Here is a 26,826-nt window from a genome sequence, read left to right as displayed (position 1 = left end):
GTCTAGTTTCGCTGTTAAACCATGAGGCCAGATCCCCCTAACCCCCCTTAAGAAGGGGGGAACAAGAGTATTCTTGAATTCCCCAGACTATCTGGGGATTCAAGGGGAACCGTCCACTTCTCAAAGTCAACCCCTACTCCCCTTCTTAAGGGGGATTTAGGGGGATCGAGCCTCAGCAACCAAACGAAAAATACGCAAGTTTCCAGGCTTAAGTTAGCACCGAGATTCCCTCATCCCTACTCTCAAAATCCTTACCAACAAACAGCAAATTAAATGTCTGGAATTGGTCGCATTCACTCAATCGAAACATTTGGTACAGTAGACGGCCCCGGAATCCGGTTTATCGTCTTCACCCAAGGCTGTCCGTTACGCTGTCTGTACTGTCACAATCCCGACTGTCGCAATTCCCACGATGGTAAAGAAGTAACCGTCGATTATTTAATCGAGCAAATTATAAAATGTAAATCCTACCTACGGAAAGGAGGCGTTACCGTCAGCGGCGGCGAACCATTGATGCAGCCGGATTTTGTCAAAGAAATCTTTACCCGCTGTCATCAAATGGGTTTGCATACAGCGCTGGACACATCAGGCTTCTGTGTTTTAGACGTTGCTAAACCGGTTCTGGAAATGACCGATCTGGTTTTGTTGGACATCAAATCCTACATTCCCGAACTCTATTACAAAGTCACCAATGTTTCCATCGAGCCTACTTTAGCAATGGCCAAATATCTCAGCGAAATTGGCAAACCGACGTGGATTCGCTTCGTTCTAGTTCCTCACCTCACCGATCACATCGAAAACGTAGAAAAATTAGCGGAGTTTATTGCCAATCTGAACAATGTGGAAAAAGTCGAAGTATTACCATTTCATAAAATGGGAGAATACAAATGGGAGCAATTAAAATTGGATTACGAACTCAAGGATACACCTCCAGCTTCACCGGAACTCGTGCAACAAACAGTTGATATTTTTCGCAGTCGCGGGGTCAATGCGATCGGAGCTAGCGGTATATAATAATTAAAAGGCCACGTTCACAAGTCACCCACAATCTTGAAATTATCTGCGCCGAGCTGCAGGTTCCCTACCAATCAAAGATTGAGGCAATAATTTTTCCGAAATCCACATCACGAAAAATCACATGAAAGTTACCAATTTAGAAGAATTAGAAGTCCTAATTCAAAAAGTAAAAGCAGCCCAAGCTGAATTTGCCACCTACACTCAAGAACAGGTCGATCGCATATTCAAGCAAGTAGCTTTAGCCGCTAATGCCGCCCGCATTCCCTTAGCCAAAGCAGCCGTCAAAGAATCGGGAATGGGAGTCATCGAAGATAAGGCAATCAAAAATCATTTTGCCTCGGAAATGATTTACAACAAATATAAAAACGACAAGACTTGCGGTATCATCGAGTCCGATCGGCATTTTGGCTACGAACGCATTGCCGAGCCCGTGGGATTGCTAGCAGGAATCGTGCCTGTAACTAACCCGACTTCCACCACCATCTTTAAGTCATTAATCGTGCTCAAGACGAGAAATGGCATTATATTTTCGCCCCATCCCCGCGCCAAATCCTGCACGGCTGCGGCGGCAAAAATCCTCCTCGATGCTGCTGTAGCAGCCGGCGCACCACCGGATATTATTGGGTGGATTGATGAGCCAACTGTGCCACTTTCCCAAGCTTTGATGCAGCACCCCGATATCAAACTAATTTTGGCAACTGGCGGGCCGGGAATGGTAAAAGCTGCCTACTCTTCAGGACATCCCTCCCTCGGTGTCGGCGCTGGAAATACTCCCGCCATCATCGATGAAACCGCTCACATCCAAATGGCTGTCAGCTCAATTTTGCTCAGCAAAACTTTCGACAACGGCACGATTTGTGCTTCGGAACAATCGGTAGTTGTTGTGGATGAGGTGTACGATGCCGTGCAACTGGAATTTATCAAGCGCGGTGCTTATTTCCTGAATGCTGAAGAACGAGAAAAAGTGCGGCAGGTAATCTTAATTGATGGTCGATTGAATGCCGAAATAGTCGGACAATCGGTGCAAAAGGTGGCGCAGATTGCGGGTTTTGTAGTGCCGTCAAACATCAGGGTTTTGATTGGAGAAGTGGATACGATAGGTAAAGAAGAACCCTTTGCTTGTGAAAAACTTTCGCCGATTCTCGCCATGTATCGCGCCAAGGACTTTACTGAAGCAGTAGACAAAGCTGAAGCGCTGATAATTTTTGGCGGACACGGACATACTTCTGTACTCTACACCGCCCCGCACAATCAGAACCACATTCGTTATTTTGAAAGCAAACTAGAGACTTCGCGGGTGCTGATTAATACGCCTTCTTCTCAAGGTGCGATCGGCGATTTGTACAATTTCCGCCTCGATCCCTCCCTTACCCTCGGTTGCGGTAGCTGGGGCGATAATTCGATTTCTGTCAACGTGACACCCCATCACCTGCTCAATATCAAAACCGTAGCAGAGCGACGCGAGAATATGCTCTGGTTCCGCATTCCTCCCAAGATTTATTTTAAGTCGGGTTGTCTTCCTGTAGCTTTGAGGGATCTTGCAGGTAAGAAACGTGCTTTGATTGTGACGGATAAACCATTGTTTGAATTGGGATTGACTAAGGAAGTCACAGAGAGTTTGGAAGAAATCGGCATCGATCACTACACATTTTACGATGTGGAACCCGATCCTTCGCTGGCTACTGTTCGCAAAGGTTTAGAAATCTGCAATAGTTTCCATCCAGATGTGATTATTGCTTTTGGTGGTGGCTCGCCGATGGATGCTGCTAAAGTAATGTGGCTGATGTATGAGCATCCAGAAATTGAGTTTGAAGGATTGGCGATGCGGTTTATGGATATCCGCAAGCGGGTATACGAACTGCCGCCTTTGGGTTCAAAGGCAATTATGGTGGCAATTCCAACTACTTCGGGAACGGGTTCGGAAGTCACGCCTTTTGCGGTTGTTACGGATGAGCGATCGGGGATTAAGTATCCGCTTGCAGATTATGCTCTGACTCCGAGTATGGCGATCGTCGATCCAGAACTTACGCTGAATATGCCCCGAAAACTGACTGCTTACGGCGGCATTGATGCGCTAACCCACGCTTTAGAAGCTTATGTTTCTGTGTTGGCTTCTGAGTATACAAATGGTTTGGCTTTAGAAGCGATTCGTTTGCTGTTTAAATACCTGCCCAGCGCTTACAAAAATGGTGCCAACGATCCGAAAGCGCGGGAGAAAGTACATTATGCTGCTACGATCGCCGGCATGGCATTTGCCAACTCTTTTCTGGGGGTTTGTCACTCAGTAGCTCACCAATTAGGTGCAACTTGCCACGTCCCTCACGGTTTAGCGAATGCGCTGATGATTTCCCATGTAATTCGCTACAATGCAACGGATGTTCCGTTCAAACAAGCGATTTTTTCTCAAAACAAGTATCCTAACAGCAAGTGGCGTTATGCTCGAATTGCAGACTATCTGAATTTGGGCGGCGATACCGAAGATGAAAAAGTTGAGAAGTTGATCGCAGCGGTGGAAGCTCTGAAGCGTGAGGTAGATATTCCTAGCACGATTCAGGAGGCGATCGCCAGTCAGGGAATGAGTGATGATTTCTTCTTTGCTCGCGTTGAGGAAATGGCCGATCGTGCTTTTGACGATCAGTGTACCGGAGCGAACCCCCGCTATCCGCTGATTGAAGATTTAAAGCAACTTCTGGTGCAAGCGTATTCTGACGGCGACACTTCTGAACTCAATCGAGTTTTAACCTTAGTGTAATCGGCGCGGTGCCAGAGATTTCTCCAGAAAAGACTGTGAATGGGGGATAGGATGCCTAACCCCTAATCCCCACAAGAGTTTCTGGAGAAATCTAACGCAGGGCCCGGTGGTGAAAATAAACCCCGAAGCGGATCAAAATACCAAGTAGGAATTGAAAAAATCTGAAATTGTGTTAAAATTTTAGAGGTAACTATTTTACAAATCTTGTAGTTTAAGTGGCTGTTCGCGCGATGACCTCTTCACCAACCATAGCACCCGTTCGATCGAGTCAAGTTACCCGCAAACCTTATCCCAACTATCGGGTAATAGTTCTCAACGACGATTTCAACACATTTCAGCACGTTGTGGAATGTTTGACGAAATACATTCCAGGGATGACGAGCGATCTAGCTTGGAAACTCGCCAACCAAATCCACCACGAAGGCCAAGCCACCGTCTGGGTTGGCCCGCAAGAGCAAGCAGAACTTTATCATATGCAATTGAGCCGTGCGGGGCTAACAATGGCTCCGCTAGAGTCTACTTGAAAAGTGTCTAGAGGGCCGAAAGTTCGATCGTTTTTCGCTAATTAATCTGAAATTGAACGCAGATTGGGATTTAAGAGGCGATCGTGATTTTGCCAATCATCCCCGCCTCTGTATGTCCGGCTACCGTACAGCGCAGGTTGTAGGTTCCCGATTTCATCGGCACAAACACCCATTCTGCCATAGCGCCCGGTTTAAGTTCTAGTTCGTGAATCGCTCCTTTAATTTCCACCTTGCCCGCTTCAACTTTTTGAGTCCAACTCGCATCAGCAAAGTTTTTAGCAGTGAAATAATGTTTCTGCGAACTGGGATTTTTTAGCACTAATTTATAGCGCTTGCCCGATTCAAATTCTAGCAGATGGGGAAAAAATTTGAGTTCCCCAGCTTCGTTACCCAAACTAACAGTAATTTCGGTGACAGGTTGGCGAGACAAATCACCGGCAGCACTAGCAATTGTCGCTGGCATCAAGATTGTGCTCAAACATAAAATTAGTCCCAAAATCACCTTGAAAGTTTTTTGTAACCCCTGGCTGCGGTAGAATTTGCCTAATTGCCAACCGAGTAAATTGATCATGGCTGTTCTGACTACTGTTAACTATTAACTGACTAATGACTAATGACTACGGACTACTGACAACTGACAACTGACAACTGACAACTGACAACTGACTACTGACTACTGACTAATGACTTAATTCGATCGCCAAACTTCATCCCAAGGCCCGCCCCCAACTTCCAAACCCGATAAAGAGCTTTGAGCCTCTAAGATAATTCTAGAACGCTGCTTGCCATTTTTTTCCACATTTCCCCCCAACAACTCTCGCAGTTGCAAGCGCAATTCACCGTGCGTCGTATCCCGGCAGCAAAAAGCCATGCCTTTTTCGGTAGGAGTTCGCACATAACTACCAGGAATGTTTGTAGTGCCAATCAACTCAACTTCAAACTGACTGTTTCTAGCCTGCATTTTCCAGCTTCCCCAAGGTTCAATAGTCCAACTAACTTGCGAATTCCAAGGCACAAATTCGTAAAATTTGCCTCGGTAATGCAGACCAATCATTGCTACCGATTCCATCCACCACAGCACGCCCCGCTTGCCACCACCTGCGGTTAAAGCTAAATCATTTTCGCCTTGAAAACAATTGCAATTAATCCAAAACCACTTTTGCGGAAAAGCACCGCCCCAGTTTTTTTCGCTGTAAGCGGGAGCATCTTTAAATTCGTAGCGATCGCCATTCCAATCGATCCAGCCCGTGGCTAAACCGTGAGCCATTAAAATTTGCCATCCAGGCTCAAATACGGGCAGTAAAGATAGCATTCCTGCGGTAGATTTCTGGATTTCTTCAGAGTTTCCCCAGCCATAGATAGGTTGAATTTCGTACTGCCAAAAACAGTGGCTGCCGCTTCCCGGATCGTGCAAATAACCTTGATTTAAAGTAGCAGTAGCTTGATAGCCTTCTTCGACGCTGCTGTCGAATACTGGCGGCTCTAAATATTGGGGTTTAATTTGTAAATCTGTTTTGCCCCAATGTCCGAAACCTAAGCTTTCTCTGTGCGCCCAAAACTTATTTACATCTGGAAAGGTGCGACACAAATAGCTATCTTTCGGGCCGAGAATCTGAGCTGCACCGCCACTGTAAGGTTGACCGCCTCTGGGGTCTTCGATGGAATACATGAATGCAAAGGATTGTCCGTGAATCGGTAATGTTATTCGGTAGTACCAGCCTTCAAAAAAGCGGCGTGAACTACCGTCCCAGTGGTAGCCACTGTGGGGAGTTTCAAGAGTTTTGAGTTTTGAGAGTGAATTTGACATAGAATTACCAATAGCATGACAGGGAATTCACGGATAACTGTTTCTTCCTTCTTCCTTCTTCCTTCTTCCTTCTTCCTTCCTTTATGTCTCTAGCACTTTGGCGATCGCCCTTAGCTCGTGCCCTCCACCGCAACCGCAGTCTTGCTTTTGCCCGTTACTTGCAACTAGCAACTGTTCGGGCTACCGGGCGTCCGGCTAACCGCACTGTGGTGTTTCGAGGCTTTTTAGCAGATACTAATCAGTTAAAGTTTATTACAGATATTCGCAGTCAAAAGGCTGAGGAGATTAATCTCTATCCTTGGGGGGAAATTTGCTGGTATTTCCCGAAAACTCGCGAACAATTTCGGATTGCTGGAAAGCTAGTTTTGGTAGGGGCAGATTATCCAGAGGCCCAGTTGTTCTCATCGCGGTGTACAACTTGGCAGGAGCTTTCTGAGGCGGCTAGATCGCAGTTTGCTTGGCCTCATCCGGGGGATGACAAAGCCGAGGCTAGCGCTTTTGATTCTGCTTCCCCAGATGCGATCGAGCCGCTGCCTAATTTTTGCTTGCTGTTGTTGGAACCGGAAACGGTGGATTTGTTGGAGTTGCGGGGGGAACCGCAAAACCGATCGCTTTATCGGCGCGACGGGGAGGGAAATTGGTCTGTGCGATCGGTTAATCCTTGAAAAAGAAGTCAACCGATTTTAGATTTTAGATTTTAGATTTTAGATTGAAGAAAGCGACTCCACTGATAAATCTGGGTAGTCATTAGTCAGTGATTATTGGTTATTGGTTATTTGTTACCAATAACCTTCCAGGCCCCATTGCCAATTCCCTGTTTTGCCAATTCCCTGTTTTGCCCATTCAAATTTTAGATGCCGGTGCCGTCTAAAAATTCTTGAATTGCTTTATCTTTTAACTTGCAGCTAGGGGTTGTAACTAGCTGTGTTTTTTCGGCTACGGCTACATTGCTGGCTTGGTTTAAAGCTTCTGATACTGAGTGGAAATTGTGGGAAGTGGGATCAGAAGTTAAGGAGACAGATGGTTGAGGAACCAAACTTTTTACTTGCTGTTCGAGGGATTCGATACGATCGAGCAAAGAGCGAATTACCACAGCTTCCGAATCCGGCAAACTGCCGTGTTCTAGGGGATTGACGCGCACTCCCGATCGATAGACGATGCGGCCGGGAATCCCTACCACTGTACAGTCAGATGGTACGTCGCGGAGTACGACGGAACCGGCACCGATGCGAACGTTATTGCCAATTTGCAGATTGCCGAGTACCTTGGCGCCGGCACCGACAACTACGTTTTCGCCGACTGTAGGGTGACGCTTGCCGCTTTGTTTGCCAGTACCGCCTAGGGTGACACCTTGGTAAATTAGGGCAAAATCGCCGATAATCGCTGTTTCGCCGATCACAACCCCCATACCGTGGTCGATGAATACGCTTTTGCCGATGGTTGCCCCTGGGTGGATTTCAATTCCGGTCAAAAAGCGAGCCATGTGGGAAATCAAGCGGGGGATGAAGGGAAGTCCCAACACATAAAGCCAGTGTGCGAGGCGGTGCAGCACTAGGGCTTGAAGACCGGGGTAGCAAAACAAAACTTCCAGCCAGTTGCGAGCTGCAGGGTCGCGATCGAAAATTATACTGAAGTCAGCTCTAAGAGTCTTTAGCACTTTCGGAGTTACCTATTTTGGTTAAACACGCCACTTTCGATTTTACATTTTACTGGATGGGGAAGTGAGCGGTCGATCGGGAGATTGGGGGATATTACGGAATGGAACTGTGGGAGAGTGGGAGATTGGGGGAGAATTTGATGATATTTTATTGTCTCCATCCAACAGCGCCGCTGCGTTCTATTCCTGTACTGAGATTGTATAGTTAGACTTGACCAAGGATCTGGGTGCAAGCCTCGCCCTTATAGGGCGACTTTAATTAAGACTTGTGAATAATCGAGTTAGCCCTTAGTCACGACACTATCATTAGGGCAGGAGGATAGAAAAAATGTTTAACTTAACTTACGAGTTCAAATTGAAACCAACCGCAGCACAAATAGCCTTCTTTGAAGATTGGCTGGAACAGTGTCGCTGCGTCTATAACTACGCGCTAGCAGAGCGCAAGCATTGGTTTCAGTCTCGCAGTTGCCAAGTTAACGCTTGTTCTATCCGTTCTGAGTTCATCATTCGGGCCGAAACAAAGCGCCCAACTTATGCCAGTCAGTGCAAAAGCTTAACCGCAGCTAGGGCAAACATACCTGCTTTGTGTGCCGTCGCCGTACACGTTCTACAGCAAACCTTGAGAAGGCTTGAAAAAGCGTTCGTGAGTATGTGGGAGCAAAAGCACGGTTTCCCTCGTTTCAAAAAAGCGGGAGCAATGCGCTCTTTTGTTTTTCCGCAACTGGGTGTCAATCCTGTCAACAACGGGGTACTAAAACTCCCTAAGATTGGGTTCGTTAAATTTCATCAATCGCGTCCTATCCCTGATGGCGCAAATATTAAGCAAGCGAGAATAGTTCGCAAGGCAAGTGGTTGGTACGTGATGCTAACCCTGCAATGGGATGTTTCCGTACCGTCAGTTATGCCACACGGTGAAGCGTTAGGCGTTGATGTTGGATTAACTAACTTCATAGCAACTTCCAATGGTCTTTTAGTTAAACGCCAAAAGTTTTTTGCTGATGCAGAGTGCAAGCTTAAATTGCTGCAAAAACGTGTCAGCAGGAAAAAGTTAGGCTCAAATAATTGGAAAAAAGCCCAGAAGAAAGTTGCCAAATTGCATGAGTACGTCGCTAACTGTAGAAAAGATTGGCACTGGAAATTGTCTCACCAACTCTGCAAAGACGTGGGGATGGTTTTTGTCGAGGAATTGAACCTGGTTGGTTTGTCTAAAGCTATGCTAGGAAAACATTGCTTGGATGCAAGCTGGGGACAGTTTTTTGCGATTTTAGAGCAAACCTGTTTTAAATACGGTGTGTATTTTCAAAAGGTAGATGCTCGTAAAACCAGCCAAATTTGTCCTAGTTGTGGTTTGGAGACAGGCAAGAAAGAACTGTCAGAGCGTATTCATTCATGTTCCAATTGTGGCTATACAACAGACCGAGATGTTGCAGCCGCACAAGTAGTTCTTATTCGAGGACTTGCAGCCGTAGGGCATACGGTCAAGATGCTTTCTTGCAAGTAAATTCGTCGGAATCCCTGCGAAGAAAGAATCCTCGTACCTGATAGTCGAGGAGTGTCAACCATCGCAGCCCCTGGAATACAAACTATGGAGGAAGAATAATTTTTTTTAAATTAGTTCAAAACCTCCTGGCTTCTCTTCCTTATGTCTATCAGGACAATCCCTCTACGATCGCGCTCGCTTGTGCCACTCGGATTTCTGCCACAGGCGATCGACTCATATCCGAAATTGTACGGTGTCAAGATGATAAATTTGATACTCCTAGCCTTACTGTTGGCGCTCGGTTCCCTATTGACACAGGCCTTGGTATTGTTACCTATAGGTCTATCCGGCTGGCTCCACCTCCCTAATTGGCTGAGCCTTGCCTTGATTTTGCTGGCTATTTCTTGGTGCTTGGGGGATTAGTGAGCAGTCATGAGTTAATTAGTGATTAGTCAAAAGTTAACGATCAATCATTCCGCTTCCCCCAATGGTCAAGGCCCAAGCGTCCTCGGTTTGATGATGTATACTTCACAAGGGACAATTCAAGAATCTAAAATCTAGGATTTGACATCTACCTATAGAATGATGCAACGACAAGTTTATTCGATATCAGGATTTCACTCTTCTGACAAAAGCCTGGGGGAAACTCCTAAAAAACAGGATCGTCCGATACACCGGGCGATCGTTTTAATGCTGGTGGCAACAGGTTTGCTGGGCCTGCACGCTAGTCGGCTGGTGGAATTGCAACTGATACAAGGGAAGCAACACCGGGAACGAGCCGAAAACAATCGCGTTCGCCTAGTGCCCATGCCGGCGAATCGCGGACAAATTATCGATCGCAAAGGCAAGTTGCTAGCGGCAAACAATTTAGCTCGATCAGTATATTTGTGGCCGAAAGAACAAACGCCGGAACAGTGGAAAGCGACAGCAGAAAAGTTGAGTCCGCTGGTTAAGATTCCGGCAAAAGAAATTTTAAAAAAAATAAAAGAGGTCGATCCTCTATCCTACAGACCGGTGCGGATCAAGCAAGCAATGCCGCCAGAGGTGTTTGTGCCGCTAGCAGAAGAGGTGGGACAAATGCGGGGAGTGGAAGTGCGGCCAGAAGCGAACCGCTACTATCCCGAAGGCAGTTTGGCAGCTCACGCGATCGGATATATCGGCGAAGCTACCGCAGCCGACTTGGAAGCTCATCCCGAATATCCGATGGGGATGATTGTCGGTCAAATGGGCATAGAAGCGAGCTCTAACCAGAAGATTGCGGGAGTGTGGGGCGATCGGCTGATCGAAGTAAATGCCCAAAATGAAGAATTGCGGCTGATGGGAGAGACACCGCCCAAACCCGGTGAGGCGGTACAGCTAACCATAGACTTGTCCATGCAAAAAGCAGCCGAAAAAGCCTTGGGGCAGCGCCGGGGAGCAGTAGTGGCGCTGGATGTCAACACCGGGGCGGTATTAGTTATGGCCAGCCACCCGACTTTTGACCCCAATCTGTTTACGCGAAAAATCACTAAGGATGAGTGGAAAACTCTTCAAGATCCGGAAAATCCATTTTTGAATCGGGCCACGCAGGGCTATCCCCCCGGTAGCACCTTTAAAATTGTGACTTCCGTCGCGGCCCTGGAGTCGGGCAAATTTTCGCCGGACTCAATTCTCGGTACTTCGTCTTACATTACTGTGGGGGGAATTGATTTTAACGAACACAGTGGCGGTTTCGGCGACATCGGCTTTCGGGATGCTTTGGCTTTCAGCAGCAATACGTTTTTTTATCAATTGGGGATTAGTACCGGGCCGGAGCAAATTTCTAAGTGGGGACAGCGCTTGGGAATTGGCAAGGATACGGATTTGAATCTTTTGGGGCTAGGCGGTGGCGATTACGGTCAAATCCCGACGCCGGAGGAGAAGGAGAAACTTTATAAAGAACCTTGGTATGCGGGTGATACGGTAACGATGTCGATCGGGCAGGGGTTGGTGTTGATGACTCCTTTGGAGGGGGCGGTAATGGTGAGTTCGATCGCTAATGGGGGTTATCGCGTGAAGCCTCATCTTTTGACTTCTATGACCGGCACAGCGGAGACTCAACGGGTACATACGGGGATGAAACCTTCAACAGTTCAGGTGATTAAGGAAGGACTGATCGCGGTAGTTGCCGAGGGTACTGGACAGGGATTGAATGACGGTTCGATTCCGCTGACGGCGGGCAAAACAGGGACTTCGGAGGTCATCGGACAGGAGGATCACTCTTTGTATGTCGCCTTCGGGCCCGCCCAGAAACCGGAAATTGCGATCGCCGTGGTTGTGGAAAATGGCGGTTATGGTTCTGTTGCCGCCGCCCCGATCGCCAAAGAGGTATTTCAAGCTTATTTTGGGCCACAGAAAAATGTGAAGCAGCCAGTAGTTATTAGTCCTTAGTCCTTAGTTATTGGGCATTGGGAATTGGGCATTGGGCATTGGGAATTGGGCATTGGGAATTGGCCATAGTTTCTTGTTTTTCCTTCTTCCTTCTTCCTTCTTCCTTCTTCCTTCTTCCTTCCTTCTATCCTTTACATCCGTTACATCCGTCGAGCGAATCCGTTGCCGAACTTCCTTCTTCCTTCTTCCTAACTAATTGAGCCGCATAAATATAGTAGCTTTGCGAATTCCTGTTATTTCTCCCGTACTGGTGACAGTTAGCGATCGCAAGTGGTCGAACAATGGTCTTGCCGAAAGTTCAATTAACCTCAACAGCGGGATTTGTTTTTCCCAAATTGCCCTGCTGGAGGGCCAGTCTAAATAAAAATAGCCGTCGTTAGAGGGCGGTAGCGGTTCAATGCTGGTTTGAAAATCTTGATTGGCAACTAAAGAGCCTGTTTCGGCTGCTTCTAGTGCTGCGTCCATTGCTTCTACTGAAGTGGTGAAAATTTCGTATTTGCCGACGGTGGCTCGGACTCCTTTTGCCTCGGTTTCGATCGCACTTTTTCTGTTATTTTCTTTACCATAATTCTGGCTAGTTGTCAACTGCGTCCAAGCGGTAATTTTCTGGTTTCTCAGAGTGAAGCTGCCGATGCTGTACTCTTTGCTGCGGGCAATTTCATCGAGTTTGTCGATCGCCTGTTGGGAATCGGCAGATTTTTCGGCGGCAAAAATCCAGTCGGCACCATTTGACGAATTCGGAAGCACTGCTAAAGCGTATTCTCCTTGTACCCAGTCAAATATATCCTGTGGCAGGTTGACGCCCCAAAGTTGCTGAATATCTGCAAAGGTGCGATCGACTAAATTTGACACTTCTGGATTAGTAGAAACCGCCGATGACAAATCAGCCCAAAAATTCCTTAAGTCGGTGCTGGCGACCGCGAAAGGACTCGCTGAGGGAATGTATTGCAAGGCTTGCACAGGTTCGGAAAGCGTTGGAGAAGCTGTGTTTTCTCGCGATGTCACTAAAGCAGTTTGAGCCAGCAATCCCCGTCGGTTGACTCCGACAGCAACTGCGAGGGAATTAAGAGAAACTTGGGGATTTTGCTCGGTTGCTGATTGCGGGAGATTGACAAATGCTAAAGCGATTCTGCCTTGATTTAGCTGCTGCAAAGCTTTTTGATATTCGGGGGTATTGTTGAGATTTAGGTTAGCTGATTCAAGGTTATTAATTGCATCTCGAATCACAATCGGGCTATTGGAAAACAAAACAAAATTTTGCTCCTCCCCAGAATTAAAATTACCGCCGATGGCTGCTGTTGCGAAGCTGGATGGCAACTTTGAAGTCGGCAGAGAAAACGGGTTAAAAGGCGAAAGTAAAGCAGATTTTTTCTGGGCTCTTGGTGCTTGTTTATAATTAATTCTCACGCCTTTATATATTTCCGACTGCACTGTTTTATCGCCACGAGATTGTTGGCGCCAGTAGGAGTCGAGAAATTGTTGGCTGCGATCGACCTTTTGGGAGGAAACGGCCAGCAAAAACCCGGTTTGTTTGCCGTTGCTGCTGTCGCCATCGAAATCTGGGTTTGTGACGGCGAGGGTAATTTCGTCACCTATCCAAGGTTGGATATCTCGACTGTAATCCAGGCCTGTATTGCCGAGGAAACTTTTTTTGATTTGCTCAAATTCTGCGTGCGATCGACTTCTTTCTTCGGGAGTGGCAAAAACTTGTCGCAATGCTTCGAGGCGATCGGGATTTACCAGCATTGATGCTAACAAAGGTGCTTGTTTCGAGACAAACACAGCCGCAGCAGGAGTAGTTGTCGGCCCGCCAGCGAGCAAATTCAGGGGAGTGTGAGTTGTCAGCCAGTAAAAACCACCGGCACTCAAGCCTAAGAGTGCCAATACGCCAGCAATGAGGAAAGAAAAGAACGATCGCAACTTCATACAACAAGGACTAATGACCACAGTCTATTATTAACTAGAGTAGCGCATGACCGTAGCTGTCGGCAGATACTTTTTGTGCTGTTCGCAAAAAAAAAGAATCAATTAAAATATTCTCAAGCTCTAAAACTCAAGTAAAATGCTAACAATATCAACGCCCCCCGAACAGCGAGTTTTACTGCCAAATATCAGTTGGCAGTTATATGAAAGCCTGCTAGCGGAACTGGGCAACCAACGTTCCACCAGAATTGCTTATCATCAAGGTCAATTAGAAATTATGGTGCCGCTACCGGAACATGAAAATCGCAACAGGCTGATCGATCGCTTAATTGTAACTCTCATAGAAGAACTCAATCTAGAGTACAACCCCTTTGGCTCGATGACGATCAAAAAACGCAAAAAAGCAGCGGGTAAAGAACCAGATTCCTGTTATTATATCCAGAATGAAGCACTGGTCAGAGGGAGAACAGAATTAGACTTTGCTCAAGATCCGCCGCCCGATTTAGCACTGGAAATTGATATTACCAGCAGTTCCTTAAATCAATTCGATTTATATGCAGATTTAGGCGTACCCGAAATTTGGCGGTACGATGGACGAAGCATCAAGTTTTATCAATTGCAAAATGGCGAATATGCCGAGTGCAATTTTTCGCGGGCTTTCCCGATGCTACCTACTGCAAAAGTTGAGGAATTTATCGATCGCACTCAAACTACAGGCGCAACCACAGCAGTGCGAGAATTACGGGAATGGGTCAATCGATTTTAGATTTTAGATTTTAGATTTTAGATTTTAGAATTGAAGCATTCACCCCACGAATAAATACGTTCGGCAAGTTTCATCGGATACAGGTTTTTTATTTTTCCACGGATGAATCCGGGGGCTTGTATCCTGGATGCTTTCGGTAAAAAATCAAAAAAATCAGTAATTGTGCAGTCTACCACGGCACTCCTCGCGCATCAGAAAAATCTGCATCTAGAACCACCCCCGCATCGAATACAGCATCAGTTAAATCAGCTTTTCTAAACGACGTTATCGACAATTTTTCTATCTGTTCAACAGCGATAAAAAAGCCGATCGCAGTTAACCCCAGAATTACCCCAGAAACCAAAAATAAGACAATTCCCCTGAGAGTATCTCCGCCCAAAAATGTCACAATACCGCTAGCCCCGATCGCAGCAGCAGCCCCAGCCACAGCCCCCGCCACAATTCCAGCCTCGCACCGAGTCGCAGCAATCGCCGTCGCAGCGGTTCCGGCCACCGCCGCAGCCCCCGCATCTGCCCCGGCAATCAGTCCAGTCAAAGCCCCAGCCGCCGTCACTGTCACCGCTGTCACCCCAGCCCTAGCAATCAAATTTCTCACCCGCCTGCGGCTTTGTCCGGTTCTGACACCCTGAAAATTTGCCCCCCTCAAAATCGCCCCGGTGAAATTGCAGCCTCGAATGTCGGAACCGCTGAAATTCGCCCCTGACAAGTCAAGCCCTTTAAAAGAACGGTTCCGCAAGTTTTGGTTAGCAAAATTGAGATTTCGAGGTAAAGTCATTCGATTTTAGATTTTAGATTTTAGATTTTAGATTTTAGATTAACCAACGCATTGCGCCTAGGATTTTAGATTTTAGATTATAGATTTTAGATTAAGCAACCGCAGGGCATTTAGAATAAAGCCTGTGGTTTATAACAAGTTTCCATGTCTCCCATCTCCGAATCCCCATTTTCCCCGGAACAAATTGCCGGTGAAAGACTCACACCTGAAGAATATCAAGAAATCGTTCAGCGTCTAGGCCGCCATCCTAATAAAGCTGAATTGGGAATGTTCGGCGTCATGTGGAGCGAACACTGCTGTTACAAAAATTCGCGGCCACTATTAAAACAGTTTCCCACAGAGGGCGATCGAATTCTCGTCGGGCCCGGAGAAAATGCCGGCGTCGTAGACTTGGGAGAAGGCTTGCAACTCGCCTTCAAAATTGAATCCCACAACCACCCCTCAGCAGTCGAACCTTTCCAAGGTGCAGCAACCGGTGTCGGGGGGATTCTCCGCGATATCTTCACAATGGGTGCTCGCCCGATCGCACTTTTAAATTCCCTACGTTTTGGCAACTTAGACGATGCTAAAACTCAGAGATTGTTCAAAGGCGTAGTATCGGGAATTTCCCATTATGGAAATTGCATCGGCGTGCCCACAGTTGGTGGCGAAGTTTACTTCGATCCTGCTTATTCCGGCAACCCATTAGTTAACGTCATGGCCTTGGGTTTAATGGAAACTCAAGAAATCGTTAAATCTGGGGCATCCGGCATCGGAAATCCCGTGCTTTATGTCGGTTCAACTACTGGGCGAGATGGCATGGGAGGAGCAAGTTTTGCCAGTGCAGAATTGACCGACAAATCAATGGACGATCGCCCCGCAGTCCAAGTCGGAGATCCATTTTTAGAAAAATCCTTAATTGAAGCTTGTTTAGAAGCATTCAAAACCGGTGCAGTCGTCGCCGCCCAAGACATGGGCGCGGCAGGAATCACCTGTTCCACATCAGAAATGGCAGCCAAAGGCGGCGTCGGCATTGAATTCGATTTAGACAAAGTTCCAGTCCGAGAAAGTGGCATGATTCCCTACGAATACCTGCTTTCGGAATCCCAAGAACGGATGTTATTTGTTGCCCAAAAAGGACGCGAACAGGAATTAATCGATATTTTCCACAGATGGGGATTGCACGCGGTTGTAGCGGGTACAGTCATCGAAGAGCCGATCGTCCGAATTCTCTTTAAAGGCGAAATCGCGGCGGAAATTACCGCCACTGCTTTGGCAGATAACACCCCAATTTATCACCGAGAACTGTTGACAGAGCCGCCCGAATATGCTAAAAAAGCATGGGAATGGACGGCGGATTCCCTGCCACAATCCACAGTTGCAGGTATCGAAATTAACGGCAATTTCCAAACTTGGAATCAGATTTTGCTGACGCTTTTAGATACTCCCACCATCGCTTCTAAACGCTGGGTTTATCGCCAATACGACCATCAAGTGCAAAACAATACTGTTGTTTTACCGGGAGGCGCTGATGCTGCGGTTGTCAGATTGCGTCCGCTAGAATCTTGCCAATCTTCTGTTGTTAAACAGGGATTGGAAGAACCCCCCCAACCCCCCCTTGCTAAGGGGGGGCTACAGAGCAAAGATGCTGTTTCTGAAGTTTCTGAAAGCAAACAGGAAGAAGAGGTAATTCCTTTATTTACAAAGGCACAAGGTAGGGAAACTCCAAAAGTTTCTCCCCCCCTTAGCAAGAAGGAAGCGCCCCTGGGAGTTATTCCCGGAGTTGCTGCAACGGTTGATTGCAATTCTCGTTATGTTTATCTCGATCCTTATGAAGGTGCAAAAGCAGTCGTAGCGGAAGCAGCGAGAAATTTGAGTTGTGTGGGTGCTGAACCTCTCGCAGTTACTGATAATTTGAATTTTGGCAGTCCTGAAAAGCCGATCGGATATTGGCAGTTAGCGTCAGCTTGTCGCGGGATTGCTGATGCTTGTCGGGAGTTGGGAACGCCTGTTACTGGCGGCAATGTTTCTCTTTACAATGAAACTGTTGATGCTGAGGGGAATCCTCAACCAATTTATCCGACTCCGGTAATCGGAATGGTGGGGTTAATTCCCGATTTGACCAAGATTTCGGGCCAAGCTTGGCTAAAGAAAGGTGATTTAATTTATGTGCTGGGAATTGGTGAATCATCCCAAAACTCAGAACTTCCATCTGACAGCTCAAAAATCGAAACTTCTCCTACTTTGGGAGGTTCGGAATATTTAGCAGCAATTCACGGGATTGTAGCTGGGAAACCGCCAAGGATAGATTTTGAGTTGGAAAGAAAAGTGCAATCGGTTTGTCGCGATGGAATTCGGCAAGGTTGGGTATGTTCTGCCCATGATTGTGCGGAAGGTGGAATTGCGATCGCCCTCGCGGAATGCTGTATCTCTGCTAAAATGGGTGCGGAAATTCATCTCAATTGTAATTCGGCAAATGTCCGCCGCTGGGATGAAATTTTGTTTGGTGAAATGGGCAACTGCATTGTAGTTTCAGTCGCACCGAAAAATCAAGAGATTTGGGAGGCTTACCTGCAAGAACATTTGACCAAAATGTGGCATAAAATTGGTTTAGTTTGCTGTGCTGAATCACCTTTGCGGGTTGTGAGTGCTGACAATCAAGTGTTAATTGAGGTGGCGATGGGTGAGATGGGCGATCGGTTCTATAATGCGATCGAGCGTCGGATTGCATCTGTTTGACAACGTGAAGTTTCGATCCCCCTAAATTCCCCTTAAAAATGGGGACTTTGAATACTCTTATCCCCCCCTTAAGAAGGGGGGCTAGGGGGGATCTCCGGGTTTAAAACACACCCTAGATCCCCGACTTCTTACAAAATTCACGATTCTTGCAAAAACATATTACAGAAGTCGGGGTTCTTAGACACTATACAATATAAACAATATCATTCATAAAACAAATGATTTGCTGTATCAATCCCAACTGCGAAAAGCCTGACAACCCCGACGGACAAAGATATTGCATCAGTTGCGGGCTGGAACTCGTTCCCATCCTGCGAAATCGCTTCCGCATGATCAAACTCCTCGGTCAAGGTGGCTTCGGCAGAACCTATTTAGCAGAAGATATTGATAGACTAAATCAACCCTGTGTCGTTAAACAATTAGCACCCAATCTCCAGGGAACTTGGGCGATTAACAAAGCCGTAGAATTATTTCAGCAAGAAGCCAGACAACTGCAACAGCTAGGACAGCATCCCCAAATTCCATCACTAGATGCCTACTTTGAAGACAACAAATATTTGTATCTCGTACAACAGTTTGTGGATGGGGATAATTTGTTGATGCTTTTCCAAAATCAGGGAATTTGGCAAGAAAACCAAGTTAAGCAACTATTACTCGAACTTTTACCTGTTCTCAAGTTTGTTCACGAACAAAAAATCATTCACCGAGATATTAAGCCTGAGAATATTATGCGCCGTCGCAGGGACGGTGTGTTCATGCTGATTGATTTCGGAGTTTCCAAACAGTTGTCGGGAACAGTGATGTCGAGACTGGGAACGCGAATTGGTTCGGATGGTTATGCACCATTTGAACAAATGAAATCGGGTGAAGCTTATCCAGCCAGTGATTTGTTTAGCTTGGGGGCGACGGCTTTTCATCTACTGACGGGGATACATCCTTCTGATTTGTCGGTGGAACAGGGTTATAGTTGGACTGGAAATTGGCAGCAACATTTGAAAAGTCCCATAGACAAGGGATTGGAATTGATTTTATCTAAGTTGTTGGCAAAAGATATCCAGCAGCGCTATCAATCAGCAGATGAAGTTTTCAAAGATTTTCAACGTCAGTCAAGACCGAATTTTATACAGACTTTAAAAAGGTTTGACTTTGACCCGGTAACAGTTGAGGTGCGGGGTAATATAAGTAGCCGTCAACGCTGTCAAGCACAATTTTTTAGTGAAAATTTAGGTAGCGGTGCAATCTTAGACATGGTAGCAATTCCTGGTGGCAGTTTCGTGATGGGTTCCCCCAATACGGAAGCAGGGCGAAGTAACAATGAAGGGCCGCAGCGTACTGTTAATATCTCTCCTTTTTTTATGGGTAAATATCCCATTACTCAAGAACAGTGGGAAGTAGTGATGGGGAATAACCCTTCTGATATCAAAGGTTTGAAACGTCCTGTAGAACAAGTAAGCTGGAATAATGCTCTGGAATTCTGCCAGAAAATTTCTCAAAAAACCGGCAAGATTTATCGCTTACCTTCGGAAGCCGAATGGGAATATGCTTGTCGCGCCGGAACTACAACGCCTTTCTATTTTGGCGAAACAATTACCCCAAATTTAGTTAATTATGATGGCAATTATCCCTACGGTGCTGCGCCGAAGGGACGTTACCGCAAACAAACAACGGATGTGGGGAGTTTTCCGCCGAATCCGTTTGGTTTGTATGATATGCACGGGAATGTTTGGGAATGGTGCAGCGATAAATGGCATGGTAATTATAACGGCGCACCGACTGATGGAAGTTCTTGGGAAACTGGAACAGATAATAACCGAGTGCTGCGTGCTGGTGCGTGGAACTGCAATACGGTCTATTGCCGTAGTGCCTATCGTGGCAGGAATTGGGCGGTCCATCGCAGCAGGCACCTCGGTTTTCGCGTGGTGGTAACGTCGGTTTCTTCCTCGTCCTAGTTTCCGCGTAGTAGTGGTAGGGTGCGTCGCATCAAAAATGTGTAAGGAAGATCGAAAATTTCACAGCGACGCACCACACAATAGTAAGGTGCGTCGCATTAAAAATCTGCAAATTGCCTAGAAAATTTCACAGCGACGCACCCTACAAATTAGGCTAATTTTTTCAATCGCCCTATCAATCGTCGATTCAATCGCCCAGTCAATCTATACAATATAAACAATATCATTCCTAAAATAAATGATTTGCTGTATCAATCCCGATTGCCCCAATCCTCAAAACCCGGACGGGCAAACATATTGCATCAGTTGTGGCCTTCAACTCGTACCCATCCTGCGAAATCGCTTCCGCATGATAAAACTCCTCGGTCAAGGTGGCTTCGGCAGAACCTATTTAGCAGAAGATATTGATAGACTAAATCAACCCTGTGTCGTTAAACAATTAGCACCCGATGTCCAGGGAACTTGGGCGATTAACAAAGCGGTAGAATTATTTCAGCTAGAAGCTAGACAACTGCAACAGCTAGGACAACATCCCCAAATTCCCTCACTAGATGCCTACTTTGAAGACAACAAATATTTGTATCTCGTACAGCAGTTTGTGGATGGGGATAATTTGTTGACGCTTTTCCAAAATCAGGGAATTTGGCAAGAAAGCCAAGTTAAGCAACTATTACTCGAACTTCTACCTGTTCTCAAGTTTATTCACGAACAAAAAATTGTTCACCGAGATATCAAGCCTGAGAATATTATGCGCCGTCGCAGCGACGGTGTATTAATGCTGATTGATTTCGGAGTTTCTAAACAGTTGTCGGGAACAGTGATATCGCGACAGGGAACGCAGATTGGTTCGCATGGTTATGCACCGCTTGAACAAATGCAAGGCGGTGAAGCTTATGCAGCCAGCGATTTGTTTAGCTTGGGGGCGACGGCTTTTCATCTACTGACGGGGGTACATCCTTATGGTTTGTGGACGGAACACGGTTATAGCTGGACTGCAAATTGGCAGCAACATTTGAAAAGTCCGATAGACAAGGAATTGGAATTTATTTTATCTAAGTTGTTGGCAAAAGATATCCAGCAGCGCTATCAATCAGCAGAGGAAGTTTTAAGAGATTTTCAACCTCAGTCAAGACAATCTCCCGCACCGACACCAATACCCACAATTCCTGTGATTCCACAGCACTCTTTGCCGTTACGAACTAACACAACAAGGCGAGGTTTCTTGCAATTAGCGGGTTTTGCTGGGGGAGGCTTTGCATTAGCTGTGCTGGGTCAAAGTTTGTTGAACAACAAATCTTCTTCATCTTCACCAAATCTTCCACCTTCATCCAACAAGGAGGCCCCATCTCCTAAATCATCAGCTCAAAAATCATCTCCAAAAACTACAGCCAAAAGTTCATCGCCCAAACCATCTCCACAATCTGTAGCAGAAAGTCCATCGCCCAAACCATCTCCAAAACCCGCACCAGAAACTCCAAAATCTCAGCCATCTTCCAATGCTTTAAAAAGCTTTACTTTTGAAACAGTGACAGTCAACTCAACGGGGCAAATTGCCAACCGCCGTCAAGGAAAAGCACAGGCTTTTATAGAAAATATTGGCAATGCTATTACTCTAGACATGGTAGCACTTCCTGGCGGCAGTTTCTTGATGGGTTCGCCCGATACGGAAGCCGGACGAAGTAGTTATGAAGGGCCGCAGCGTACCGTGAATATCCCTGCTTTTTTTATGGGTAAATATGAGATCACTCAAGAACAATACCAAGCGGTGATGGGAAATAACCCTTCTGAGTTCAAAGGTGCGAAACTTCCTGTCGAAAAAGTAAGCTGGAATGACGCTGTGGAATTCTGCAAGCGGCTTTCTAAAAAAACAGGCAAGACTTATCGCTTACCTTCACAAGCGGAATGGGAATATGCTTGCCGCGCCGGAACTAAAACACCTTTCTATTTTGGTGAAACAATTACGCCGGATTTAGTTAATTATAATGGCAATAATCCCTACTCTGGGGCATCGAAGGGACTTTACCGCAAACAAACAACTGATGTCGGGAGTTTTTCACCCAATGCTTTTGGACTTTATGATATGCACGGAAATGTTTGGGAATGGTGCAGTCATCTCGACAACGATCGAAGCGATCGCCGCGTGCGGTGTGGCGGTTCCTGGAAGGACGCTGCGGTGAATTGTCGCAGTGCGTATCGTCTTAGCAATGTGGCGGGCGATCGTTACTCGGACATCGGTTTTCGCGTGGCTTTGGTTTCCGCGTAGTCTCTGGTTTTCGGTTCTTTGCTGTAGTCTCCCGCGAGGACTTTTCTTTTAAGGCTGGGCGGTTTCAACCTGGTTGAGAAATATAGTCCTTGACGCATCAAAACCTTCATAACCGGGTTTTTTGGGGTTTTTGCGGTCTGTAGCGCGTCTTCTGGGCAAAAAAACCCGGTTTCTGACTACCCGTGCATAAGTCCTATAATAGTTCAAATATGCCAAGCTCACACATTAGGAAGGATAAAAAATATGACCCTCAATCTTCCTCTTCCCGATTCAATTGAAAATTTTATTAACGAACAAGTGGCAATCGGAGGCTACAGTAATGCAGCGGAATACATCTTGCACCTAATTCGCCAAGAACAAGCAAGAGCCGCGCGGGTTGAGTCGTTATTGTTGGCTGGTTTGGATAGTGGCAATTCTATAGAGATTACCGATGATTGGTGGGAGCAAAAACGCGATCAGTTGGTGCAGAAACTTGACCCACAGCAGCAATGACTAAACGGATTGTCATTACACCAAGAGCAAGTCAAGATTTAGACGAAAATTTTGCTTATATTGCTCAAAATAATCTTGATGCTGCATTGCGTTTTTTTGATGCAGCACGTCAGACATTTGCGAGATTGGCTCAAATGTCGGGAATGGGTCGCCTGTATCCGGTTAAAAATCCACGGTTGGAGGGTTTGCGAAGATTGTCAGTTAGGGGGTTTGAGAATTATCTGATTTTCTATCTGTCTTTTGATAACTATATTGAGGTAGTGAGAATTCTGCACGCAGCGAGAGATTTAGAGGAAGTTTTGTCAGGAGATGAAGCTGATTGACTTTGTAGAGTAGGAAAATTTTTCAGGCTGCCAAATCTCCATCCCACGGTTCACTCCTGTCGGTATTACTTAATACTCGATCGCCCCCAAAATGACATTACATGGCCGCACAGATTCCCATGATGATATAGTATGTCAATCTCACAGAAAAGTCAAGCTCGATCGCCCTTAAATTCTAATATTTCAAAAAGCTCATCAAGCAATTTCCTAATTTATTTTCCATTGCACGATCGCCAATCTCTTCAGTCTGGCGTTGCGCTGACTTCGTTTGACAATCGCCCCAGCCATCGCCCCAGCCCTCGCCCCAGCCATCGCCCCAGCCATCGCCCGCTGTTAATTAAGGTTAATATAGGATTTGGGGGCGATCGATACTACAATGCCATTAAACGCCGCATCGCTTCTGTCTGAAATGCTACACGATTTGGAAATAATGACAGATCCGTGGCAAGATTAAGGGAATGTTAAGTTATGCGACGCCTTCGCAAACAAGATTTCCCGCTGAAACTGTCCCCCTAACCCACCTTCCCCATTAGGAACCCACCCATCTATGATTCCCAACCATTCCTTCGCGGCTGACGAGCATTCTAGCAAACCCGACAAGCCCGAGGAAGCTTGTGGCGTTTTCGGTATCTACGCACCGGGTGAAGATGTCGCCAAGTTGACCTACTTCGGTTTGTATGCTTTGCAGCACCGCGGTCAGGAATCAGCAGGAATTGCCACCTTTGACGGTGAAAAAGTCCACCTGCACAAAGATATGGGACTGGTTTCCCAAGTCTTCAACGAATCGAGTTTAGGTCACTTGCCCGGTAACTTAGCCGTAGGGCACACTCGCTACTCTACTACCGGCTCCTCGCGCGTGGTCAACGCTCAGCCTGTGGTTGTCGAAACTCGTTTGGGAAGTCTGGCCCTAGCACATAACGGTAATCTTGTCAATACTAAAGAATTGCGCGAAGAATTGCTGTCTCGGAAGTGCGAATTTGTCAGCACGACGGATTCAGAGGCGATCGCAGTGGCGATCGGTTCCGAGGTAGACAAGGGCAAAGACTGGCTGGAAGCAGCGATCAGTGCCTTTGGTATGTGCCAAGGAGCCTTTAGTTTGACGATCGCCACCCCTAAAGGCGTGATGGGAGTCCGCGACCCCCAAGGCGTCCGCCCGTTGGTAATTGGCATCCTCCCCACAACTCCGGTACGATACGTTTTAGCATCGGAAACTTGCGGCTTGGATATTATCGGTGCTGAATTTTTGCGGGACGTAGAACCCGGGGAATTAGTTTGGATTACAGAGGAAGGTATGGCTTCCTTCCACTGGAGTCAGCAGCAGAAGCGCAAACTTTGTATCTTTGAAATGATCTATTTTGCTCGACCGGACAGCCAGATGGAAGGTGAAAGTTTGTACAGCTACCGACTGCGGATCGGGCGTTTGTTGGCAGCAGAATCTCCGGCTGATGCTGATATAGTTATCGGCGTTCCCGATTCTGGAATCCCGGCGGCGATCGGCTTTTCTCAAGCTTCCGGCATTCCTTACGCCGAAGGATTGATTAAAAATCGCTACGTCGGGCGCACTTTTATTCAACCGACTCAGACAATGCGTGAGTCAGGAATCCGCATGAAACTCAACCCTCTCAAAGATGTGTTGGAAGGGAAGCGGGTAATTATTATCGATGATTCGATCGTGCGCGGTACTACCAGTCGCAAAATCGTCAAAGCCTTGCGGGATGCTGGCGCAACAGCAGTTCACATGAGAATTTCCTCGCCACCGGTGACTCATCCGTGTTTCTACGGTATCGACACCGACAATCAAGATCAGTTGATTGCTGCTACTAAGTCAGTCGCAGAAATCGGCACCCAAATTGGGGTTGATTCCTTGGCTTTCTTGAGTTGGGATGGAATGCTGAAGGCGACTAACGAAGACCCGATGAGTTTTTGTTCAGCGTGTTTCACCGGTGATTATCCGATCGACGTTCCAGAAATGGTAAAACGGTCTAAGCTCATATTAGAAAAGGCTGGAACCTAGAAAATCCCACAGCGAAAAAGCGATCGCCCGTCACTTTCCGCAATTTATGGATTTTCAAGTTTTTCTGGTAAGTCATTGCCAGAATGTGTGTAGAAATGTTACATTAACTTAGCTTTAGCAATTCTTGCAGAATTGGTGAACTGTAGTGAACAGTCGCTTGGGTAGAACTTGTGTGAAACCCAACCCTCGGATTGGAGATTTGAGATTTGTGCTTGAATCTAAAATCGCCAATCTAAAATCGATGGTTTTTCCCTACACTCTCGTTCACAATTCCTGCTCGAAACGCTGTATGCTACCTGCAGACTGGAGGTAGTTCCTCCAGATGTCCACTCTCAGATGGAAGTCGCATTTCGCACCAACAACGGGCACATGAGATTTTTTCAGATAACAGGGTCGATCGCACTAATTTTTCCGACACAAGTATTCCACAAGCCAACTTGCTTGAGAATCGCGGACGGGCTATTCATGCGAACTAAAGAACTTTAGAAACCCTTGCAGAGTAAAAATATGGCTCCTTGCAGTTTGAATGTTACCTCACCTGCATAGGGCATACAACCCCCCGACATGAGTCGGGGAGAGCCAAAAAATTTAGATTTTAGTTTAAGCCCCCAGATTCATCTGTGGAGTAAATCTAAAATCTAAAATCTAAAATCTAAAATCGATTGACTGTTAAAAGAAGGCGGAATGCGGTTTCTCAAGTCAGCTTAAATCGGAAACTTCGTGCAATCAAATACTGTTCTCAATCCCGCGAGCAATCCAGGCTCATCCTCTCGTACAGCAGAGTTACCTTTTACTCTTCAAGATATCAAGGCAGCCATTCCAGCCCACTGTTTTGAGCCCTCGGCATGGAAATCTCTGGCTTATTTCTTTTTAGATATTGGCATCATCGCAGGTTTGTATGCGATCGCCTACACCCTGGATTCCTGGCTCTTTTATCCAATCTTTTGGTTGATGCAGGGAACCATGTTTTGGGCATTGTTTGTAGTGGGTCACGACTGCGGACACGGTTCATTTTCTAAGAGCAAATGGCTCAACAACCTGATCGGACACCTGTCCCACGCTCCAATTCTCGTGCCCTTCCACGGTTGGCGGATTAGTCACAGAACCCACCACGCAAATACAGGCAGCTTAGATAACGATGAAAGCTGGTATCCGGTATCGGAAAGCAAATACAATCAAATGCCTTGGTACGAAAAGCTAGGACGCTTTTATTTGATGTTATTTGCCTATCCAATTTATCTATTTCGCCGATCGCCCGATCGGGTAGGTTCTCACTTCATGCCCGGTAGCCCGATTTTCCGTCCGTCCGAAAAATGGGATGTGTTGACAAGTTCCGCATCCTTGGTACTGATGGTAAGCTTTTTAGGCGCGCTAACCTATCAGTTTGGTTGGCTGTTTTTACTCAAGTTCTACTTGGTTCCCTATGTAGTGTTCGTGATGTGGCTGGATTTGGTAACATTCCTGCACCACACTGAGGCGGATATTCCTTGGTACCGCGGAGATGATTGGTCTTTCTTGAAAGGTGCATTGTCTACGATCGATCGCGACTACGGAATCATCAATTCCATCCATCACGATATCGGCACCCACGTAGCCCACCACATTTTCTCGACAATGCCGCACTATCACTTGAAGGAAGCAACGGAAGCAATTAAACCAGTGTTGGGCGATTATTATCGCAAGTCAACCGATCCAATTTGGAAGAGCTTTATTCGCTCTTACTGGGATTGTCATTTTGTCTCCGATACAGGTTCTGGAGTTTACTACGAATCACCTAACAGTCGGCGATCTGCTGAAGTTAAGTAGTTTAAATAAGCAATAGAAGAGGTAAAAACTCGGCTTCTTTAAGAAACCGGGTTTTTCTTTTTTATGCGTGTTTGATAAGGATCGCGAATTAAATAACTTACAATTTTAATTGTTATTGTGGGATGGGCGTCCCGCCCGTCCTTTTTGGACG

General features: G+C 46.4%; 20 protein-coding genes. 15 read left to right on the top strand and 5 right to left on the bottom strand.

Features of this window, described 5'->3' with window-relative positions:
* Positions 1 to 273 precede the first annotated feature (273 nt).
* The 3 genes from pflA to clpS all read left to right on the top strand — a co-directional run bounded on the left by pflA (position 274) and on the right by clpS (position 4,293).
* The gene (gene pflA / locus QT987_RS16235) at positions 274 to 1,014 is read left to right on the top strand and encodes a pyruvate formate-lyase-activating protein (protein ID WP_333052442.1); all 741 of its coding nucleotides are present in this window, start codon (positions 274 to 276) and stop codon (positions 1,012 to 1,014) included.
* A 124-nt stretch (positions 1,015 to 1,138) separates the two neighbouring features.
* Complete coding sequence (gene adhE / locus QT987_RS16230) at positions 1,139 to 3,769, top strand: bifunctional acetaldehyde-CoA/alcohol dehydrogenase (protein ID WP_333241714.1); 2,631 nt, start codon at positions 1,139 to 1,141, stop codon at positions 3,767 to 3,769.
* 230 nt (positions 3,770 to 3,999) lie between these two features.
* Positions 4,000 to 4,293 (top strand): ATP-dependent Clp protease adapter ClpS, encoded by a 294-nt coding sequence (gene clpS, locus QT987_RS16225; protein ID WP_333125684.1) that lies wholly within the window; start codon positions 4,000 to 4,002, stop codon positions 4,291 to 4,293.
* 70 nt (positions 4,294 to 4,363) lie between these two features.
* Here clpS and QT987_RS16220 read toward each other — a convergent pair whose 3' ends face one another.
* Both QT987_RS16220 and QT987_RS16215 read right to left on the bottom strand, forming a co-directional pair.
* The gene (locus tag QT987_RS16220; RefSeq protein ID WP_333241712.1) at positions 4,364 to 4,864 is read right to left on the bottom strand and encodes a plastocyanin/azurin family copper-binding protein; all 501 of its coding nucleotides are present in this window, start codon (positions 4,862 to 4,864) and stop codon (positions 4,364 to 4,366) included.
* A 117-nt stretch (positions 4,865 to 4,981) separates the two neighbouring features.
* Entirely contained in the window at positions 4,982 to 6,100 is a 1,119-nt protein-coding gene (locus tag QT987_RS16215) for a tocopherol cyclase family protein (protein WP_333241710.1), read from the bottom strand.
* Between the two features lie 83 nt (positions 6,101 to 6,183).
* Between QT987_RS16215 and QT987_RS16210 the strand changes: the two genes are divergently transcribed.
* Positions 6,184 to 6,765, top strand: coding sequence for an Npun_F5749 family FMN-dependent PPOX-type flavoprotein (locus QT987_RS16210; RefSeq protein ID WP_333241708.1), 582 nt, complete (start codon positions 6,184 to 6,186; stop codon positions 6,763 to 6,765).
* A gap of 185 nt (positions 6,766 to 6,950) precedes the next feature.
* Here QT987_RS16210 and cysE read toward each other — a convergent pair whose 3' ends face one another.
* A complete protein-coding gene (gene cysE, locus QT987_RS16205; protein ID WP_333241706.1) occupies positions 6,951 to 7,757 on the bottom strand; it encodes a serine O-acetyltransferase in 807 nt (268 codons plus the stop codon).
* Positions 7,758 to 8,085: 328 nt separating this feature from the next.
* Between cysE and QT987_RS16200 the strand changes: the two genes are divergently transcribed.
* Together QT987_RS16200 and mrdA are read left to right on the top strand one after the other, a co-directional pair.
* Positions 8,086 to 9,258 (top strand): transposase, encoded by a 1,173-nt coding sequence (locus QT987_RS16200; RefSeq protein ID WP_333241704.1) that lies wholly within the window; start codon positions 8,086 to 8,088, stop codon positions 9,256 to 9,258.
* A 561-nt stretch (positions 9,259 to 9,819) separates the two neighbouring features.
* Positions 9,820 to 11,646 carry a penicillin-binding protein 2 gene (mrdA, locus tag QT987_RS16195; RefSeq protein WP_333241702.1) on the top strand — a complete coding sequence of 609 codons (1,827 nt, stop codon included), beginning with the start codon at positions 9,820 to 9,822 and terminating at the stop codon, positions 11,644 to 11,646.
* 192 nt (positions 11,647 to 11,838) lie between these two features.
* Here the strand turns inward: mrdA and QT987_RS16190 are convergent, their stop codons facing one another.
* Entirely contained in the window at positions 11,839 to 13,572 is a 1,734-nt protein-coding gene (locus QT987_RS16190) for a DUF3352 domain-containing protein (RefSeq protein WP_333241700.1), read from the bottom strand.
* 136 nt (positions 13,573 to 13,708) lie between these two features.
* Between QT987_RS16190 and QT987_RS16185 the strand changes: the two genes are divergently transcribed.
* Positions 13,709 to 14,335, top strand: coding sequence for a Uma2 family endonuclease (locus QT987_RS16185; RefSeq protein WP_333233344.1), 627 nt, complete (start codon positions 13,709 to 13,711; stop codon positions 14,333 to 14,335).
* A 169-nt stretch (positions 14,336 to 14,504) separates the two neighbouring features.
* Here QT987_RS16185 and QT987_RS16180 read toward each other — a convergent pair whose 3' ends face one another.
* Positions 14,505 to 15,110 carry a pentapeptide repeat-containing protein gene (locus QT987_RS16180; RefSeq protein ID WP_333241697.1) on the bottom strand — a complete coding sequence of 202 codons (606 nt, stop codon included), beginning with the start codon at positions 15,108 to 15,110 and terminating at the stop codon, positions 14,505 to 14,507.
* Positions 15,111 to 15,254: 144 nt separating this feature from the next.
* Here QT987_RS16180 and purL point away from each other — a divergent pair, with 144 nt between their 5' ends.
* The 8 genes from purL (at position 15,255) to QT987_RS16140 (ending at position 26,675) form a co-directional block, all read left to right on the top strand.
* A complete protein-coding gene (purL, locus tag QT987_RS16175; RefSeq protein ID WP_333241695.1) occupies positions 15,255 to 17,828 on the top strand; it encodes a phosphoribosylformylglycinamidine synthase subunit PurL in 2,574 nt (857 codons plus the stop codon).
* 218 nt (positions 17,829 to 18,046) lie between these two features.
* The gene (locus QT987_RS16170; protein WP_333241693.1) at positions 18,047 to 19,777 is read left to right on the top strand and encodes a bifunctional serine/threonine-protein kinase/formylglycine-generating enzyme family protein; all 1,731 of its coding nucleotides are present in this window, start codon (positions 18,047 to 18,049) and stop codon (positions 19,775 to 19,777) included.
* A gap of 238 nt (positions 19,778 to 20,015) precedes the next feature.
* Positions 20,016 to 22,040 (top strand): bifunctional serine/threonine-protein kinase/formylglycine-generating enzyme family protein, encoded by a 2,025-nt coding sequence (locus tag QT987_RS16165; protein WP_333241691.1) that lies wholly within the window; start codon positions 20,016 to 20,018, stop codon positions 22,038 to 22,040.
* A gap of 243 nt (positions 22,041 to 22,283) precedes the next feature.
* Positions 22,284 to 22,532 (top strand): type II toxin-antitoxin system ParD family antitoxin, encoded by a 249-nt coding sequence (locus QT987_RS16160; RefSeq protein ID WP_333241689.1) that lies wholly within the window; start codon positions 22,284 to 22,286, stop codon positions 22,530 to 22,532.
* Positions 22,529 to 22,855 (top strand): type II toxin-antitoxin system RelE/ParE family toxin, encoded by a 327-nt coding sequence (locus QT987_RS16155; RefSeq protein ID WP_333052477.1) that lies wholly within the window; start codon positions 22,529 to 22,531, stop codon positions 22,853 to 22,855. Before QT987_RS16160 ends, QT987_RS16155 begins: the two co-directional genes overlap by 4 nt.
* A gap of 132 nt (positions 22,856 to 22,987) precedes the next feature.
* Complete coding sequence (locus QT987_RS16150; protein ID WP_333241687.1) at positions 22,988 to 23,263, top strand: hypothetical protein; 276 nt, start codon at positions 22,988 to 22,990, stop codon at positions 23,261 to 23,263.
* A gap of 139 nt (positions 23,264 to 23,402) precedes the next feature.
* Positions 23,403 to 24,869 carry an amidophosphoribosyltransferase gene (purF, locus tag QT987_RS16145; protein ID WP_333241685.1) on the top strand — a complete coding sequence of 489 codons (1,467 nt, stop codon included), beginning with the start codon at positions 23,403 to 23,405 and terminating at the stop codon, positions 24,867 to 24,869.
* A 720-nt stretch (positions 24,870 to 25,589) separates the two neighbouring features.
* The gene (locus tag QT987_RS16140) at positions 25,590 to 26,675 is read left to right on the top strand and encodes a DUF3474 domain-containing protein (protein ID WP_333241683.1); all 1,086 of its coding nucleotides are present in this window, start codon (positions 25,590 to 25,592) and stop codon (positions 26,673 to 26,675) included.
* Positions 26,676 to 26,826: the final 151 nt, after the last annotated feature.

It is taken from the genome of Microcoleus sp. SVA1B4, assembly GCF_036700545.1.
Lineage (GTDB): Bacteria > Cyanobacteriota > Cyanobacteriia > Cyanobacteriales > Microcoleaceae > Microcoleus.
Note: the sequence above shows the minus strand (reverse complement) of the source record. Positions and strands in the feature narration are given on the sequence as shown.

What these genes read in the sequence shown, in the direction of transcription:
- adhE (WP_333241714.1), top strand. Translation starts at nt 1,139, where the DNA reads ATGAAAGTTACCAATTTAGAAGAATTAGAAGTCCTAATTCAAAAAGTA.
- QT987_RS16215 (WP_333241710.1), bottom strand. Translation starts at nt 6,100, where the DNA reads ATGTCAAATTCACTCTCAAAACTCAAAACTCTTGAAACTCCCCACAGT.
- QT987_RS16150 (WP_333241687.1), top strand. Translation starts at nt 22,988, where the DNA reads ATGTCAATCTCACAGAAAAGTCAAGCTCGATCGCCCTTAAATTCTAAT.
- purL (WP_333241695.1), top strand. Translation starts at nt 15,255, where the DNA reads ATGTCTCCCATCTCCGAATCCCCATTTTCCCCGGAACAAATTGCCGGT.
- QT987_RS16220 (WP_333241712.1), bottom strand. Translation starts at nt 4,864, where the DNA reads ATGATCAATTTACTCGGTTGGCAATTAGGCAAATTCTACCGCAGCCAG.
- QT987_RS16210 (WP_333241708.1), top strand. Translation starts at nt 6,184, where the DNA reads ATGTCTCTAGCACTTTGGCGATCGCCCTTAGCTCGTGCCCTCCACCGC.
- QT987_RS16185 (WP_333233344.1), top strand. Translation starts at nt 13,709, where the DNA reads ATGCTAACAATATCAACGCCCCCCGAACAGCGAGTTTTACTGCCAAAT.
- QT987_RS16155 (WP_333052477.1), top strand. Translation starts at nt 22,529, where the DNA reads ATGACTAAACGGATTGTCATTACACCAAGAGCAAGTCAAGATTTAGAC.
- mrdA (WP_333241702.1), top strand. Translation starts at nt 9,820, where the DNA reads ATGATGCAACGACAAGTTTATTCGATATCAGGATTTCACTCTTCTGAC.
- clpS (WP_333125684.1), top strand. Translation starts at nt 4,000, where the DNA reads ATGACCTCTTCACCAACCATAGCACCCGTTCGATCGAGTCAAGTTACC.
- QT987_RS16180 (WP_333241697.1), bottom strand. Translation starts at nt 15,110, where the DNA reads ATGACTTTACCTCGAAATCTCAATTTTGCTAACCAAAACTTGCGGAAC.
- pflA (WP_333052442.1), top strand. Translation starts at nt 274, where the DNA reads ATGTCTGGAATTGGTCGCATTCACTCAATCGAAACATTTGGTACAGTA.
- QT987_RS16165 (WP_333241691.1), top strand. Translation starts at nt 20,016, where the DNA reads ATGATTTGCTGTATCAATCCCGATTGCCCCAATCCTCAAAACCCGGAC.
- QT987_RS16170 (WP_333241693.1), top strand. Translation starts at nt 18,047, where the DNA reads ATGATTTGCTGTATCAATCCCAACTGCGAAAAGCCTGACAACCCCGAC.
- QT987_RS16200 (WP_333241704.1), top strand. Translation starts at nt 8,086, where the DNA reads ATGTTTAACTTAACTTACGAGTTCAAATTGAAACCAACCGCAGCACAA.
- QT987_RS16190 (WP_333241700.1), bottom strand. Translation starts at nt 13,572, where the DNA reads ATGAAGTTGCGATCGTTCTTTTCTTTCCTCATTGCTGGCGTATTGGCA.
- QT987_RS16160 (WP_333241689.1), top strand. Translation starts at nt 22,284, where the DNA reads ATGACCCTCAATCTTCCTCTTCCCGATTCAATTGAAAATTTTATTAAC.
- purF (WP_333241685.1), top strand. Translation starts at nt 23,403, where the DNA reads ATGATTCCCAACCATTCCTTCGCGGCTGACGAGCATTCTAGCAAACCC.